12 protein-coding genes are annotated in these 14,410 nt (G+C 63.9%); 4 read left to right on the plus strand and 8 right to left on the minus strand.

Annotated features, from left to right (window positions below):
* Positions 1-91 precede the first annotated feature (91 nt).
* The 3 genes from feoB to ADJ70_RS06920 form a co-directional block, all read right to left on the minus strand.
* Positions 92-2,566: a ferrous iron transport protein B gene (gene feoB / locus ADJ70_RS06910; protein ID WP_253273129.1), complete on the minus strand. Its 2,475-nt coding sequence runs from the start codon at positions 2,564-2,566 to the stop codon at positions 92-94.
* Positions 2,567-2,861: 295 nt separating this feature from the next.
* A complete protein-coding gene (locus tag ADJ70_RS06915) occupies positions 2,862-3,245 on the minus strand; it encodes a VOC family protein (protein WP_050340421.1) in 384 nt (127 codons plus the stop codon).
* A 132-nt stretch (positions 3,246-3,377) separates the two neighbouring features.
* The gene (locus tag ADJ70_RS06920) at positions 3,378-4,280 is read right to left on the minus strand and encodes a LysR family transcriptional regulator (RefSeq protein WP_172674458.1); all 903 of its coding nucleotides are present in this window, start codon (positions 4,278-4,280) and stop codon (positions 3,378-3,380) included.
* Between the two features lie 351 nt (positions 4,281-4,631).
* Between ADJ70_RS06920 and ADJ70_RS06925 the strand changes: the two genes are divergently transcribed.
* The 4 genes from ADJ70_RS06925 (at position 4,632) to ADJ70_RS06940 (ending at position 7,172) form a co-directional block, all read left to right on the plus strand.
* The gene (locus ADJ70_RS06925; RefSeq protein WP_050340425.1) at positions 4,632-5,429 is read left to right on the plus strand and encodes a 2,3-diphosphoglycerate-dependent phosphoglycerate mutase; all 798 of its coding nucleotides are present in this window, start codon (positions 4,632-4,634) and stop codon (positions 5,427-5,429) included.
* Between the two features lie 164 nt (positions 5,430-5,593).
* Positions 5,594-6,406 (plus strand): ElyC/SanA/YdcF family protein, encoded by an 813-nt coding sequence (locus ADJ70_RS06930; RefSeq protein ID WP_050340427.1) that lies wholly within the window; start codon positions 5,594-5,596, stop codon positions 6,404-6,406.
* Between the two features lie 119 nt (positions 6,407-6,525).
* Positions 6,526-6,843, plus strand: coding sequence for an AbrB/MazE/SpoVT family DNA-binding domain-containing protein (locus ADJ70_RS06935; RefSeq protein WP_050340428.1), 318 nt, complete (start codon positions 6,526-6,528; stop codon positions 6,841-6,843).
* Positions 6,840-7,172, plus strand: a complete 333-nt coding sequence (locus ADJ70_RS06940; RefSeq protein WP_050340430.1) for a type II toxin-antitoxin system PemK/MazF family toxin — start codon at positions 6,840-6,842, stop codon at positions 7,170-7,172. The genes ADJ70_RS06935 and ADJ70_RS06940 overlap by 4 nt, the downstream gene beginning before the upstream one ends.
* A gap of 99 nt (positions 7,173-7,271) precedes the next feature.
* On the opposite strand, the gene ADJ70_RS15080 is transcribed toward ADJ70_RS06940, so the two are convergent.
* From ADJ70_RS15080 to ADJ70_RS06965, 5 genes are all read right to left on the minus strand, one after another.
* On the minus strand, positions 7,272-7,553 hold the full coding sequence (locus tag ADJ70_RS15080) for a hypothetical protein (RefSeq protein ID WP_216597240.1): 282 nt from the start codon (positions 7,551-7,553) through the stop codon (positions 7,272-7,274).
* 1,028 nt (positions 7,554-8,581) lie between these two features.
* A complete protein-coding gene (locus ADJ70_RS06950; RefSeq protein WP_050340431.1) occupies positions 8,582-10,309 on the minus strand; it encodes an ABC transporter ATP-binding protein in 1,728 nt (575 codons plus the stop codon).
* Entirely contained in the window at positions 10,299-12,128 is a 1,830-nt protein-coding gene (locus tag ADJ70_RS06955; RefSeq protein WP_050340434.1) for an ABC transporter ATP-binding protein, read from the minus strand. Before ADJ70_RS06955 ends, ADJ70_RS06950 begins: the two co-directional genes overlap by 11 nt.
* Positions 12,103-13,632, minus strand: a complete 1,530-nt coding sequence (locus ADJ70_RS06960) for an ABC transporter ATP-binding protein (RefSeq protein WP_050340436.1) — start codon at positions 13,630-13,632, stop codon at positions 12,103-12,105. Before ADJ70_RS06960 ends, ADJ70_RS06955 begins: the two co-directional genes overlap by 26 nt.
* Positions 13,629-14,384: an energy-coupling factor transporter transmembrane component T gene (locus tag ADJ70_RS06965; RefSeq protein ID WP_253273130.1), complete on the minus strand. Its 756-nt coding sequence runs from the start codon at positions 14,382-14,384 to the stop codon at positions 13,629-13,631. Before ADJ70_RS06965 ends, ADJ70_RS06960 begins: the two co-directional genes overlap by 4 nt.
* Between the last annotated feature and the right edge of the window lie 26 nt (positions 14,385-14,410).

The following is a 14,410-nucleotide window of genomic DNA, read 5'->3' on the forward strand; positions in this document are numbered from 1 at the left end:
CCTGGCAGTGACGATATCACACCGCCAGGCGGCCCCAAGCGTGTCGGACGCTCCCTCGCGAGTGAGGGGGATTGCGTGCGTCGAGGCTCGCCTATCCCAAGCCCAGGACAACCCCGCACAGATGCACCACGAAGGTCACCACCCACGCGAGGGCACACTGGTAGAAGGCGACCCAGACGGCCCACTTCCCTCCCATCTCGCGGCGCACGGCATCGATGGCGGCGATGCAGGGGGTGTAGAGCAGCACGAACACCATGAGGCAGACGGCCGAGAGCGGGGAGAGCGCCTGGACGAGGCCGTCCACGCCCCCAAAGAGCACCGAGAGCGTCGAGACTATCGTCTCCTTGGCGATGAAACCCGTGAAGAGCATGGAGGCGATGCGCCAATCCCCCAGTCCCAGGGGCGCGAAAAGGGGCGCGGCCCACCCCGCCGCCTGAGCGAGCATGGACTGGCTCGTATCCTCGACCATGGTGAACCTAAGGTCGAACGACTGCAGGAACCACGTGACGATCGTGGCAGCGAAGATCACCGTGAACGAGCGCTTCACGAAATCGCGGGACTTGTCCCACACCAGCATCAGCACGCTGCGGATGCTTGGCATGCGGTAGGTGGGTAGCTCCATCATGAAGGGTACCGCCTCGCCACGAAACGCCGCCCGCCTCGACACGATGGCGGTCAGGATGCCCATCACGATACCAAAGAGGTAGATCGCGACCACTATCCACCCCGCATGCCCCGGAAAGAAGGCTGCGGCAATGAACGAGTAGGTGGCAAGCTTAGGCGAGCAGCCCATGAAGGGCGTGAGCATGACCGTGAGCTTTCGGTCGCGCTCCGAGGGCAGGGTTCGCGTCGCCATGACGGCAGGAACCGTGCAGCCCATGGCGACGAGCATGGGCACGATCGTACGACCGGAAAGGCCGATCTGCCGCAGCAGCCTGTCCGAGACGAACGCGATGCGAGCCATGTAACCCGTGTCCTCAAGGAGGGACAGGAAGAAGAAGAGCGTCACGATGATGGGCAGAAAGAGGAGGACCGCGCCGACCCCGCCGAAGATGCCGTCGATCACGAGCGAGTGGATGGCAGCGCTGACGCCTGCGGACTCCATCGCAGGGCCCACCATGTCGGACAGCCCGTCTATCCCCTGCTGCATCAGGTCTTGCAGGAAGGGACCGATGACGTTGAAGGTGAGCACGAACACCGCCGACATGATGGCGACGAAGGCGGGTATGGCCGTCCACTTGCTGGTAAGCAGCTTGTCTACGCGCTCGCTTCGCAGCTGCTCTTTGCTCTCGTGGGGCCTCACCACGCAGGCAGACACGACCCTCTCGACAAACGAGAAGCGCATGTCGGCGATGGCGGCAGAGCGATCGAGGCCCCGCTCCTCCTCCATCTGCGCCACGATCTGCTCCATGGTCTCTTCCTCGCGCGTGGTAAGGTCGAGCGCGGAGATCACGTCATGGTCCCCCTCCACCACCTTGGTGGCCGCAAAGTGCAAGGGGATCCGCGCCCGCTGGGCATGATCGGATATGAGCTGTGCTATGGCCTTCAGGCAGCGCTGTACCGGGCCAGGCTCAGTCCCATCGTCGAAGAACTCCTGCACTCCCGAGAACTCCTGATAGCGTGCCACATGCACGGCATGGTCAACGAGCTCGTCCACGCCCTCGTCGTGGATGGCGGATATGGGGACCACAGGGATGCCCAGCATGGACTCCATGAGGTTGGTACGCACGTAGCCGCCGTTGCCCTGCATCTCGTCCATCATGTTGAGGGCAAGCACCATGGGGATGCCCAGCTCCAAGAGCTGCGTCGTAAGGTAGAGGTTGCGGTCGATGTTGGTGGCATCCACGATGTCTATGATGCCGCAGGGCCTCTCGTCGAGGATGAAGCGACGGCTCACGACCTCCTCCGGGCTGTACGGTGACATGGAATAGATTCCGGGGAGATCCGTGACGTTCGTGTCGGGATGCCCCCTGATGGATCCATCCTTGCGGTCGACCGTAACGCCCGGAAAGTTACCCACATGCTGGTTCGACCCCGTAAGCTGGTTGAAGAGGGTGGTCTTGCCGCAGTTCTGGTTACCGGCGAGTGCAAAGGTAAGGGTCGTCCCCTCCGGGATCGCCGGCTCGCTCGCATGGCCGGCGCGCACGTGGCGTATGCCGCCCTCGCCTATGCCCGGGTGGGTCACGGGGTGCGAGGGAGGTGAAGTCGTATGCGATCCTGTGGCGCTGAGGTCGGCGGATGTATCCTTCCGGATGGAGACCTCCTCAGCATCTGCCACGCGCAGCGTGAGAGAGTAGCCCCTGACGCTGAACTGCAAAGGGTCGCCCATGGGGGCCGGCTTGACAAAGGTCATCCTCACCCCTGGAATGACGCCCATGTCAAGCAGGTGTTGGCGAAGCGCACCCTCACCTCCCACCGCCGTCACCGTCGCCGTCTCGCCAGGGGCAAGCCCCGTCAGCGCCATCGGGACGCGAGCCTGCGTTCGCCCACCCCTTGCACGGGTGTCGTCCTCCACGCAAGCCGCCCTTCTCTTCCCTTCTGTACGCTCGTCCGACAACGTCCTCATGGCTATCGCCCTCTCCCTATCCCCACACGACGCCGACCCTCTCCCAAATCGGACACACCTCTACAATAACGCTATCTTAATTGTAAATTGAGAGAAACTTCTTGCACTAGTGCCAAAGGCTTGGCGCGAGAGGGTCGTGCATCGACTGATGCCGTCAATGCTGCGCAGGCGGTGGGTCTCACGTTCGATGCGCCCATCAGCGCGGACCGCAAGACGACAGAAGAGAACGAGTGGATCTGCCACGACGTCACAGCCACCCGAACGACGTAGGACGTACGTGGCAAGGTTTCAACACCTACACCGTGATCTCGATGTTGATGGCCTCCCAGCCCAGAAGCGAGGTCTCGTAGTAGCCGTCGCCGGTCACGCGCGGACCAGAGAGGATCTTGTAGCCGTCGGCGCGCAGGCGCTCGGTGAGCTCGTCCACGGCAGCCTCGCTGCCCACCGCGAAGGCCATGTGCGTGTAGCCGTAGCACATGGTGGTGCTAGGTTGCTCCTTGAGGCCTGGCCGTGTCATGATCTCGAAGCGCGGACCCTCGTCGAGCTTGAGGAAGTTGGAGCGCAGGCCGGTCTTGGGATTGTGGTAGGTCTCGTCTACCTGGGCGCCAAAGTACTCTTTGAAGAACTTGGCGGCTCCGTCGAGGTCGCGGACGTGGATGGCGAGGTGGTCGATACGCATGGAAAGATCCCTTCTCCTTGAGATCGCGCTCGTGGCGACACGCACGGTCATTGAGGCGATTAAAGCGCATGCGCAGCACACGAGCAATTCCGATGCGGTATCCCATCCATAGGCAAAGCCGATGATTCTGCGCTACGCCTCCCCCAGTTCCTCCGAAAAGGTCCGACGCAGCGTCTCGGCAAACTCCTCGGCGTAGTAGCCACCGCGTTCGGCAAGCCATGCGGCAATGAGCGGACGATGCAGCTGCGTGCCGTCGGGTCCCACGAGCGCCACCTTGGTGAGGCCCGGGCGAAAGGTCTCGTGCCCGGGCACATGGTCGCACTGCTCGTAGCCTTGGTTACCCACGATGAGCAGTACCGACTCGTCGCGCGAACCCACGTACACGAAGTCGTCCGGATATCCCAGCATCTCGCGAAAGTAGCCTCGCTCGACGTCGCGGTGCGTCTCCGACGAGGTGATGATGAGTGGCTTACCCCGCAGGTCGGCGACCGTGACGCCGTCTCTGCGCGCAAGGGGGTCGCGCGTGGAAAGCTCGATCCAGCTGGGCAGCTCCGCGACGAGTGCCGTGGCAAAGCGCTCGGGCAAACGCTCGCGTTGCTCGTAGATGGCGAGGTCAATCTCCCCCGCAGCAAGGCGCTCGGTCAGCTCGAGGTGGTCACCGCCAACGATGACGAGCGAGACCTCAGGGTAGAGCTCTGCGAATCGCCCGGTTGCCTCGACAATCTCGTGGCGCACACCACCCACAAAGCCGATGCGCAGCGTGAGCTCGGCATCGCTGCCAAGGCGCGAGGTCTCCCGTACGAGCTGGTCGACCTCCGCCAACAGTGCCCGTGCGCGTCGCACCAGGTACTCCCCCGCTACGGTTGGCACCACCGTACGACCCCGCCGCTCGAACAGCGCCACGCCAAGCTCGCGCTCGAGCGCCAAGATGGCCTGCGACACAGAAGACTGCGCAATGTGGCAGGCGTCGGCCGCCTTGGTGAAGCCGCCCTCGTCGTGAACGGCGATGGCATATCTGAGCTGGCCGAGCTGCATGGGCATTCCCCCTGACGATGGTGTCTCCACAGTATAGAGCCTGGCGCCAGCGTGCCGCAACATGTGCCTGGCACACCTGGGTCCGTCAGGAGGAGTCTGGGGACGAAGCGCCCTCACCTGATACAAGGCGAGAAGCGATTTGTGGGTTTGCCTGCGATTTTGCCGTGAGGTAGGATATACGGCCTTTCTCACATTCAAGATAGCCCTCACGTCCACCGTCTTATCGATGCCCGGAAGCTGGCAAGAGGCTATGATGATGGCAGGCGGACGGGTCTTGGGCAGCTCCCAAAGTGGCGGCGGGGCGACAGGGCCGTCCATGCGTCTGCAGGGGCCAAGACCGGGGAGGATGGCATGAGAAGCGCGACGCTGGTGGTCATGAGGCACGGTGAGTCCACATGGACGGACAAGACGCAGAATCGCTTTGCCGGGTGGGTGGACGTCCCGCTCACCGAGCGTGGGCGCGATCAGGCCAGACACGCCGGCAAACTCATGAGCGACGCAAACATCAAGCCCGATGCGGCGTTCACTTCGCTTTTGCGCCGCTCGATAGAGACCTGCGACATCGTGCTCGACGCGGTTGACCGGCTCTGGGTTCCCGTGATGCGAAGCTGGCGGCTGAACGAGCGCCACTACGGCTCATTCCAGGGACAGACGCGTCCCGCCATGCGTAAGCGCTACGGCGATGAGCTGTTTGCGACCTACCGACGCAGCTACGACGTGCGTCCGCCCGAGATCTCCGAGAACTCTCCTTGGTGGCAGGGCAACGACGCGCGCTACGGCATCGTAGCCCGCGACGGCCTCGACGAGCTCGACCCCTCCACGATCCGCAGCGAGTGCCTGAAAGACGTGGTCGTGCGACTCGAGCCGTTCTGGCAGTCCTTCGTCACCCCCTGCCTCTCGCTCGGCGAGACGGTCGCCATCGTCACGCACGGCTCGGTGGTGCGCTCCCTCATCAAGGTCATCGAGGGCCTCTCCGACGAGGAGATCCGCACCGTCAACGTGCCCACGGGGGTTCCGCGCGTCTACAAGTTCGAATGTGACGCGTTTGGCGGCCTGCGTGTTCTGGGAGCTGGCCGCTACCTTGACCTTGAGGCCGCAGAGGCGGGCATCGCCGAGACGAGCGCGCTCGGTGAGGCTACACTCGGCTAGCGTCCCACAAGTTGTCTGGTGAGGCGCTCTGCCGACCGGCCGCAGAGCCCCCTGTCCCGTCAGACGAGTGCGTCGGGCACGTACCCCGCAGGTTTTGGGGCACCGAGGCCTAACATGCCGGGGCACCACCTGCCCATTGCCCGAAAACGACCTTGGAGGCTCGGATGGAAGAGAGGAGCTGCGAACAGCTTGAGAAGGTTGCGGCAGATGCGAACACGCTGGCCGCCTTCTTGGGACCCCGTGACGTCTTGACCCTCACGCAGGAGGCGATGCTCGCGCACCTGGGACAGCGCCAGGCCGACGTGATGGCGCTCTTTGGCGGCTCGATACTGGCGGGAGGCGATGTCTTGGCTGCGGCCATGCGTGCGAGGGCTGCAGGGACCTATGTGATCGTCGGTGGTGCGGGTCACACGACGGAGGCCCTCCGCAAGCGCGTGCGCACCCTCTGCCCGGACCTGTCGATCGCAGCTGGCGCCACAGAGGCCGAGATCTTCGAGGCCTACCTCGTCTCACGCCATGGGCTTTTGGCCAACTTCTTGGAGAGACGCTCCACGAACTGCGGCAACAACATCACGTACCTGCGTGACCTCCTCAAGGAGAGGGGCGTGCGTTGTAAGAGCCTCATCCTCGTGCAGGACGCGACCATGCAGCGACGCATGTCTGCGGGTCTCAAGAGGGAGATGCCGAACGTCACGCCCATCAACTTCGCCTCCTACCGCGTGCGGATGGTCGCCAAGGACGGCGAGCTCTGCTACGACCGGGAGCCGCTGGGGATGTGGGACCCACGGCGCTACCTGTCGCTGCTCATGGGAGAGATCCCCCGCCTCACCGATGACGAGGGCGGCTACGGCCCTAAAGGCACGGGCTTTCTCGCCCATGTCGACATACCAGACAAGGTGAGCGCCGCATGGAAGAGGCTCTGCAGGTCACACCCACAGCTGGTGCGCGCGGCCGACCCGAAGTTCGCCCGGCCGTGATGTCGCCCGCGCTCGGAAGAGTCTCTTCGTGAGTGCCTGTGACAGCAGCCGATAGGTTGAGATCCCGGTCCTCTCTGATAAGATATCTATAGAGATATCTTATCTTGACAGGAGGGACTATGCCTGCAGACGTGAGAAAAGAGCACAGTCACTCAGTACGTACGAGCCTTAAGGAGTGGGGGACATCGCGTGCCGTACGTATTCCCAAGCCCATCTGCGAGCAGGCGGGCATATCCGCTGGAAGCGAGCTTACGATGCAGAGCGGGCAAGATGATCGCGGGGCCTTCATCATGCTTCGCCCCGTCTCGCGAGACGCCCATAGGGCGGTTGATGTGCCGTACATCTCGATGGATGAAGTATTCGCTGGTCACAAGGAAAGTTACGTCCCTTGCGAGGCAGACTGGGGGCATGATGTCGGGGCCGAGGTAGTCGAGTGAGCTTTCTCGAGCAGGGGGACATCATAGAGATCGACTTTAACCCGTCTGTCGGCCATGAGCCCGCAAAGAGGCGCCCCGCCATCGTCATCACTGGATATGGCTTCAATTCACGCTCGTCGCTTGTCGGGGTCGCTCCCGTTCAGACAACGGATTCCAACTACCCCATGCATGTGCCAGTCGATGGGGATAACCTTCACGGCTTTGCCTGCGTTGAGATGGCCCGTAGCATCGATGTCGAGCAGAGGGGCTACAGGCTTGTGGGACAGCTCGACGACAAGGCGCTCGGGCGCATCATGTCGCTCGTGCGCAGCATGTACTCGCTGCGGTGACGGGTGAAGTCTGTGGCACAGCGCATGGCGTGGTGGCGCTCATGGCGTGGCAGTGTGACACTGGAGCCGATAAGGCGCCCGCCGCGTCAGCCCGGCCCCTCACTTCGCCTGGTGCAACCTCAGGTTTCCCTCATAGCCCAAACGCCCGTCCAAGCCAAAAATGGCAAACACCCTATCCTTGTCTTCCTTGTTGCGGGGGTTGTTCAGGCCACCCTTGTCAGCGTCAGGGTAAAACGGCGCATTTGACCCCTCCCGCACGCATCTCTCGAGATTCTGCAAGTCCAAGGTAAAGCTGTTATCTTCCCTGCGGTAATCCCTGTGATACCAGCCCTCGTCCTCGTGCATCTTGTATTCGGACAGCGTGAGCTCCCGATAGATCAAGCCGTACTGCAGATACGCGAAGTCCGGATCGGTAGCGTCTAGTTTTCTGCCGTTTTGACATCCAGCTCGCTCTCACGGGGTAATAAAAAGGCCCTTCCCCGGAATCCGAGGTCGAGATCTCCTTTCTGATGGTGTCTCCTTCGAAGTAGTACAGGGTTCCCTTGATATCCACCACGTCCCAATGCGCCTCAAGGGGATTCAGCCCCACGTACCTCCGTTGTGCATTGGTTAGCATAAGACGCTCGCCCATAGGCCATCTTCTCCTTCTGACTTCAGCCTGGGCCTGCCCCGAGGGCCTGTACCCAGCTGCGGAGGGCCATGGGCCGCCGCCCGCGCGCAGCGGCCCCACGGAGGGGCGTATCCTAGCCCGACGCCTCACGAAAAGGCGCAGTCTGCGGCTACCACGTCACGCAGAATGTGCTTTTCCGTTACATTGCCGCCCGGGAGGCGTGGGGCACGACCCCCCGCCAGCCTGCGGGGCACTATGGAAAGTGGCCCAACTGGGCAAATGCGTCCGGGCAACCCCCCGCCAGGCTGCGGGGGGGTTCCGCCAGGGTCCGCAAGCCTCGGCCTGGGGCCTGATTGCACGGAAAGGCGCAGTCTGCGGCTACCACGTCGCGCAGAATGCGCTTTTCCGTCACGTCGCCGCCCGGGAGGCGTGGGGCACGACCCCCCGCCAGCCTGCGGGGCACTATGAAAAGTGGCCCAACTGGGCAAATGCGCTCGGGCAACCCCCCGCCAGGCTGCGGGGGGGGGGTTCCGCCAGGGCCCGCAGGCCTCGGCCTGGCCCGACGCCTCACGGAAAGGCGCAGTCTGGGCAGAGGGCCTCGCTGATGGCGCGCCCTGGGCCAAGCCGAGACACCATCAGGCTGCCAGTTGTGGGCTACGGAGGTGCCGGGAACTCAGGGTAAGGAGAAACCCCCTTGGTGTCGAGCACGTTCCTGAGCTTGGAGACCGACAGGAGGCGTGCGGTGGGACCGTTCCTGTCGCGGCCGACCATCGGAGAGAGGCCACCATCCGCAAGCTGCTCAGCGCCCCTTTCGCCCTGACGCGGCCCACATGCGGGCATACTTGCCCCCAAGCGCCACCAGCTCGTCGTGCGTACCCTGCTCGCTGACCCGTCCACCCCCTATGACGGCGATCATGTCGGCGGTGCAGATGCAGGGCAGCGTGTGGGCCACCATCACCACCGTCTTTCGCCGAAAGAGCAAGTTGGAGATGGCCTCCCTCACGGCCAGCTCGTTATCGATGTCCAAGTTCGACGTGGCCTCGTCGAGGAGCACGATAGGGGCGTCCTTCAGGATGGCGCGGGCGATGGACAGTCGCTGTCGCTCGCCACCAGAAAGCTTCCCTCCTCGCTCGCCGATTCGTGTGTCATAGCCCTGCGGAAGGGCGCTCACGAAGCCATCGGCGTTGGCGAGCCGACACGCCTCACGTACCTCCTCGTCACTCGCGGCGGGACGCGCATAGCGCACATTGTCCATCACCGAGTCATCGAAGAGAAACACATCCTGGTCCACGAGGGCAACGTTGCGCAGGACGCTCTCGGGCGCGAAGGCGCCCACGTCCACACCCCCGAAGCTCACGGTGCCGTCCTTTGGCCGGTACAGCTGCGCGATGAGGCCCAGCGCCGTCGACTTCCCGCAGCCCGAGTCACCCACGAGGGCACACAGCCGCCCCTCTGGAATGACCAGGTCGAAACCCTTGAGCACGGCCGGTCCGTCACCATAGGAGAACTCCACGTGAGCGAGCTCGATTCCCGCATCGCACATCGGCACGTCCTCGAAGCTGCCCGCCTCCTGGGGCTCGGCGAGCACATCGGAGATGTTTCTCTTGGCGATCTCGAGGTTGCGGTATGCGGTCAGGTGAATGAACAGAGCACCCGCGAGCTTGAGCGTGAGCAGGGGTAGCATGGAGAGGAGCAAGAACGACTCCGTGGGAAGGGAGCCCGTCGTCCACGCGCAGTAGCACAGCCACACGAGCAGGGGCTGGGAGAGGCCCACAAGGATGGAAAGCCCCGCCCCCACGGGGATGATGACCTTCTCGTACACGTAGCTCACGTGCGAGAACTCGCGCATGCTCTCGACGATGGCCTCGTTGTGCACCCCCGCAACCCCGTAGGCGCGCAGGGTCTGCATGCCGTCGACATGCTCCATGATGGCGCTGGAATTGCTTGCGCGCACCTCGTCCTTACGAGGACCAAAGACCCTGACCTGCCGCCACGAGAGTGCGACGGCGGGCGCCAGCAGCAGGAAGGACGCCAGCACGACGATACCGGCAGGAACGTAGAGCCAGAGCGTGAACGCGCCGAGCACAACGGCCAGGGCCGCAGACTTGACAATCTCGCCCGTCCGGTGCGTAAGGATCTGCTCGTAGTCGTTCACGTTGACCGTGAGCGCTTGCAGGTACTCGCCGCTCGTGCGCTCATTGAAGCGGGACAGCGGGATGCGCTTGATGGTGTCTCCCATTGTCACTCGTAGGTCATGGCTGACGCGCGCGCCTCCCACCTGTCCGCGCACGTACCCGAAGCGATAGATCACAAGGCGTGCGGCGAACACAGCGACGAGTGCCGCACTTATGTGCAGAAGGGGCGCAAGCTCGAACGCCCCTGAGAAGAGCTGGTGCATCACGAGCCAGATGAGCATGAAGTTTGACCCGCCGAGCAGACCCTCTGCGACCGTACAGGCACATGAGAGATAGAAGTCACGGTTCTTGGCAAACGGGCTGCGCGCCATATCGTTGGTCCTATCGGGCATGGGAGACCCCCTCCTTCCCCTCGCCGGCGCAGGCGCCACAGACGTCCGCACCGACGCGGTAGCTCATGGAGCGCGAGCGCGTCCAGGCGGCCCAAGCGCCACGATAGTAGCGACTTTTCTCAAGCACCTCATCGTGCGTTCCCACGCAGCTGACACGTCCGTCCCCCATCACGGCAACGGCATCGCAGGAGGGCACCACATCGAGCCGGTGCGCGACGACAAGTACCGTCTTGCCCTCGCAGAGACTGTCCATGGCAGCATCGATGAGCTCCTGGTTCTCGGGGTCGGCGGAGCTCGTCGCCTCATCGAGGATGAGAATGGGAGCGTCTTTCAAGATGGCACGGGCAATGGCGATGCGTTGTCGCTCACCCCCGGAGAGCCGGCCGCCCAGCGTGCCGATCACGGTGTCATAGCCTTGCGGAAGCGCCATGATGAAGCTGTCTGCCTGAGCACGGCGCGCGGCGCTGCGCACCTCCTCGAGCGTGGCGTCAGAGCCCATGCGAATGTTCTCGAGGATAGTCCCGCTCGTGAGGAAGGTCTTCTGGAACACCACCGACACGTGAGACAGGAGGTCGTCATAGTCGATCTCTCGCACGTCGATGCCGCCGATGGAGACGCTGCCCGCAGTCACGTCGTAGAAGCGCCCCACCAGCTGGATGAGGGTCGACTTGCCCGAGCCGGACGGTCCCACGATGGCGAGATGCTCGCCTGCCGAGACATCGAGCGAGACGCCGTGCAGCACCTCGGGCGCATCCCTCTCCCCATAACTGAAGGACACGTCGTCAAGACGGATGGAGACGTCGTCGGGAAACGGCGCGCCCGCGCCGAACACGGGCAGCTCCAGAAGCTCCTCGATGCGCCCGGCGCTCGTGGTAGCCTGCGAGAGCTTGTTCGAGAAGTCCTGTAGGAGCCTGATCTCGGTGAGGTAGAGCGAGCCGACGAAGGCGAACAGGAGGTAGGTCGAGGCGTCGACGAGGCCACTCTCTAACATGAGCGCGCCCATCGGTACCATGATGATCAGGCCGGCCTCTATGATGACGACATAGGCGGCAAAGCCCGGTCCCGTCCTGCGCGAGATCTCGCACCAGATCTCGTGCTCCTTATCCACTGCGGCGCGAAAGCGCCTGAACGAGCGCGAGCCCAGGTCGAGCGCCTTGACGGTGCGCATACCGCTCACGTACTCCACCATGACGGAGTTCATGTCCTCGAGCGACTCCATGGCCCGGCCCATGATCGAGCCCATGATCTTGAAGAGCGAGGCGAGCACCGCGAGGGCGGCGGCAACGGGGACGAGCGTGGCCAAGGCCAGCGCGACATTCGCGGTAAGGAGGAAGATGAGCGTCGCGACGGGTCCCGAAGCGTACATGAACGCCTCGGGCAGGTTGTGCGCAAGCAAAAGCTCGAGGTTCTCCACATCATCGGAGAGCACCGTCTTGATCCTTCCCGTGCTGCGCTCGTCCATCTCGCCGAGCGGGGCCCTCGAGAGGCGCTCGAGGATGAGGCAGCGCACGTCGAAGAGCGCCCCGTAGGCGCCCTTGTGCGAGAGCGTGCCCGCAAGGCCAAATAGGATGAATCGCAGCACGACACCCACCACGAGCATGCCCACGTCGCCAGCTATCAGCTCGGCCGTGCAGGTCTTCAGGTAGACGGCACGCATGACGTCGAACACGGCGAGGTAGGGCACGGCGACCATGAGTCCCGACAGCGTGGCGCACGCGACCGAGGCGACCAGGTACTTCCTATGCTGCCCCGCCCACTTGAACACGAGGGCGATGGGGTTTGCGTCCCTCTTCTCATGCGTGTCCTTGTTCTCTTCCATAAGACCCTCCTTGGCGGGGCGCAGGCACGTCCATCATTTCTTTCATGAGATCAAATTGCTTGGAAACCGTGATCTGGGCGCACACCCTTCCACCCTTCACGTACAGCGCTCGCTCGCATGCGCGTGCGACGAGCTCCAGGTCGTGCGTGACGACCAGAATCGCGCAACCCTGGTCAGCGAGTCGCCCGAGCAGACGGGCGATGCGCTGCATCCCGTCGAGGTCAAGGCCGCTCGTCGGCTCGTCGAACACGAGCACCCGCTTGTCGGCGGCAACGCACGCCGCCACGGAAAGCCGCTGCTTCTGGCCCCCTGACAGGGTGGCCGGATGACGTCCGTCCAGCCCCTCGAGCGCAAGGCTTCTCAGGATGCGGTCGACGTCCACCCCTGCAGCCTCGCGCCGCGACAGGCCAAACGTCACCTCATCGCGCACGCTCTCGGCGAACAGCTGGTAGTTGACATCCTGGAACACCATCGCCGAGGCCCGCAGGCGTCTCTTGCGCGAGGAGGGAGTGCCGCCGAGCAGAACGGGTCCCTGCACCCGGCGCACGAACCCGCACAGGGCCCGGCAGAGCGTGGTCTTGCCCGCGCCGTTGCGGCCGACGAGGGCTGTGACCTCGCCTGTGTGCAGTTCCATCGTGACTTTGCTCAGAACGGGATCCCCACCATAGGAGACCGAGAGGTCCCGCGCTGCGAGCAGCACGTCCCCTCTGCCGACGGGGTTCGCGCTCGCAGGGGCTGTCGTGGGAGCCACCTCGTCCAGGCTGCGCGAGCGCAGGCCCATGTGCTCAAGCTCAGAGACGTCGAGCGCGAGAAACTCGGCCGCCTCCATGGTACGAGACACGCGACCCTCCTTGAGGTACACATACCTGTCGGCGATACCGGTGAGCCAAGAGAGCCGATGCTCAGCCACAAGGATCGCGCACCCCTTGGCCTTGGCATGCCTGACGAAGCTCGCCATGTCCGCGATGGAGGGGAGGTCGAGGTTGCTCGTCGGCTCGTCCAGAAGCAGGATCGAGGGGTGCATGGCCCAGATGCTCGCACAGGCCACCTTCTGACGCTCGCCACCCGAGAGCCGAAAGATGTCGCGACCTGCAAGCGCCGTCAGACCAAGCTCCTCGAAGGTCTCGCCCACGCGAGAGCGGATGTCTTGCTCCTCCCATCCGGCACTCTCCAGCGCGAAGGCCACCTCGCCGGTGGTGTCCACGTTGAAGAACTGGGTGCGCGGGTTCTGGAAGAGCGAGCCCACCCTCTGGGCGATCTCCCAACTGGCAAGGTCGTCCACGTCCCTGCCATCGAGTGATACGCGGCCGTCCTTGTCTCCGGGAAAGAAGCGGGGCGCAAGCCCATTGGCCAAGCGCAGAAGGGTCGATTTTCCACACCCCGAGCGTCCGCAGAGCACGACCAGCTCGCCGGGGGCCACAGACAGCGACGCGTCCCTGACCACGGGTTTGCCAAGCGCGCCCGCCGAGCGGTACGAGAAGGAGACGTGCTCGAAGCCGATCACGCGAGCACCTTCAGGACCAGTGTCCCGACCATAGCGACGAGAAAGACCGAGAGCACGACGTAGTCCGCGACACCCATGGAGATGTGCAGATAGCAGGTCCGCTGCACGGGATTCTCGATGCCGCGCGCCACGGCCGCCATGGCAAGCTCGTCGGAGGCGCGGCTCGCGCTCATGAGCAGGGGTGCGTAGATGCAGTCAATGGTGCGCATGGGGGCCCTCATGAACCCGAGGGGACTCGGTGAGACACCACGCATGCGCATGGCATCCCTGATGTAACCCCAGTCCTCGCGCACCGCAGGCAGGTAGCGCAGGGCTACGGCCACGGGAATCGCCACCGTACGGGGCGCACCGACCTTTGCGAGCACGCTCATGAGCTCGTTCACGTGGGTGGTCGCCACCGTGGCGTAAGCCATGAGGCTGCAGGCGAACACCTTGCGCACGAGCAAGGCAAACGAGAAGAGCATGGTCCGCAGGGCCACGTCCTTCAGCTGTGGGACGAACTGCACGGCCGCAAGCGTCATCGCATACAAGAGGAGCATGGCGACAGAGGCCCTCCACCTGCCCAACAGTACCCCAAAGACAGCTGCAAGGACCATAAGCACGGCCTCGCAGGTCACGCTCGGGGCAAGCGCCACCGCTGCGGCCATGACCAACATCGCGATGAGCTTGGTGCGCGGGTCAAGGCGCAGGCCCCGCCCGGAGTCCTGTGATTCGCTCGTGAGTGCGGGCACAGGGTTCTCCCTCCCAGGCACAGGGCCTCCCTTGACAGACGGGGCGA

It is taken from the genome of Olsenella sp. oral taxon 807 (assembly GCF_001189515.2).
Lineage (GTDB): Bacteria > Actinomycetota > Coriobacteriia > Coriobacteriales > Atopobiaceae > Olsenella_F.

Bases quoted from the DNA above. Each gene is read 5' to 3' on its own strand.
- ADJ70_RS06950 (WP_050340431.1), bottom strand. From the start codon at position 10,309: ATGCCCGATAGGACCAACGATATGGCGCGCAGCCCGTTTGCCAAGAAC.
- ADJ70_RS06925 (WP_050340425.1), top strand. From the start codon at position 4,632: ATGAGAAGCGCGACGCTGGTGGTCATGAGGCACGGTGAGTCCACATGG.
- ADJ70_RS06955 (WP_050340434.1), bottom strand. From the start codon at position 12,128: ATGGAAGAGAACAAGGACACGCATGAGAAGAGGGACGCAAACCCCATC.
- ADJ70_RS06935 (WP_050340428.1), top strand. From the start codon at position 6,526: ATGCCTGCAGACGTGAGAAAAGAGCACAGTCACTCAGTACGTACGAGC.
- ADJ70_RS06920 (WP_172674458.1), bottom strand. From the start codon at position 4,280: ATGCAGCTCGGCCAGCTCAGATATGCCATCGCCGTTCACGACGAGGGC.
- feoB (WP_253273129.1), bottom strand. From the start codon at position 2,566: ATGAGGACGTTGTCGGACGAGCGTACAGAAGGGAAGAGAAGGGCGGCT.
- ADJ70_RS06930 (WP_050340427.1), top strand. From the start codon at position 5,594: ATGGAAGAGAGGAGCTGCGAACAGCTTGAGAAGGTTGCGGCAGATGCG.
- ADJ70_RS06915 (WP_050340421.1), bottom strand. From the start codon at position 3,245: ATGCGTATCGACCACCTCGCCATCCACGTCCGCGACCTCGACGGAGCC.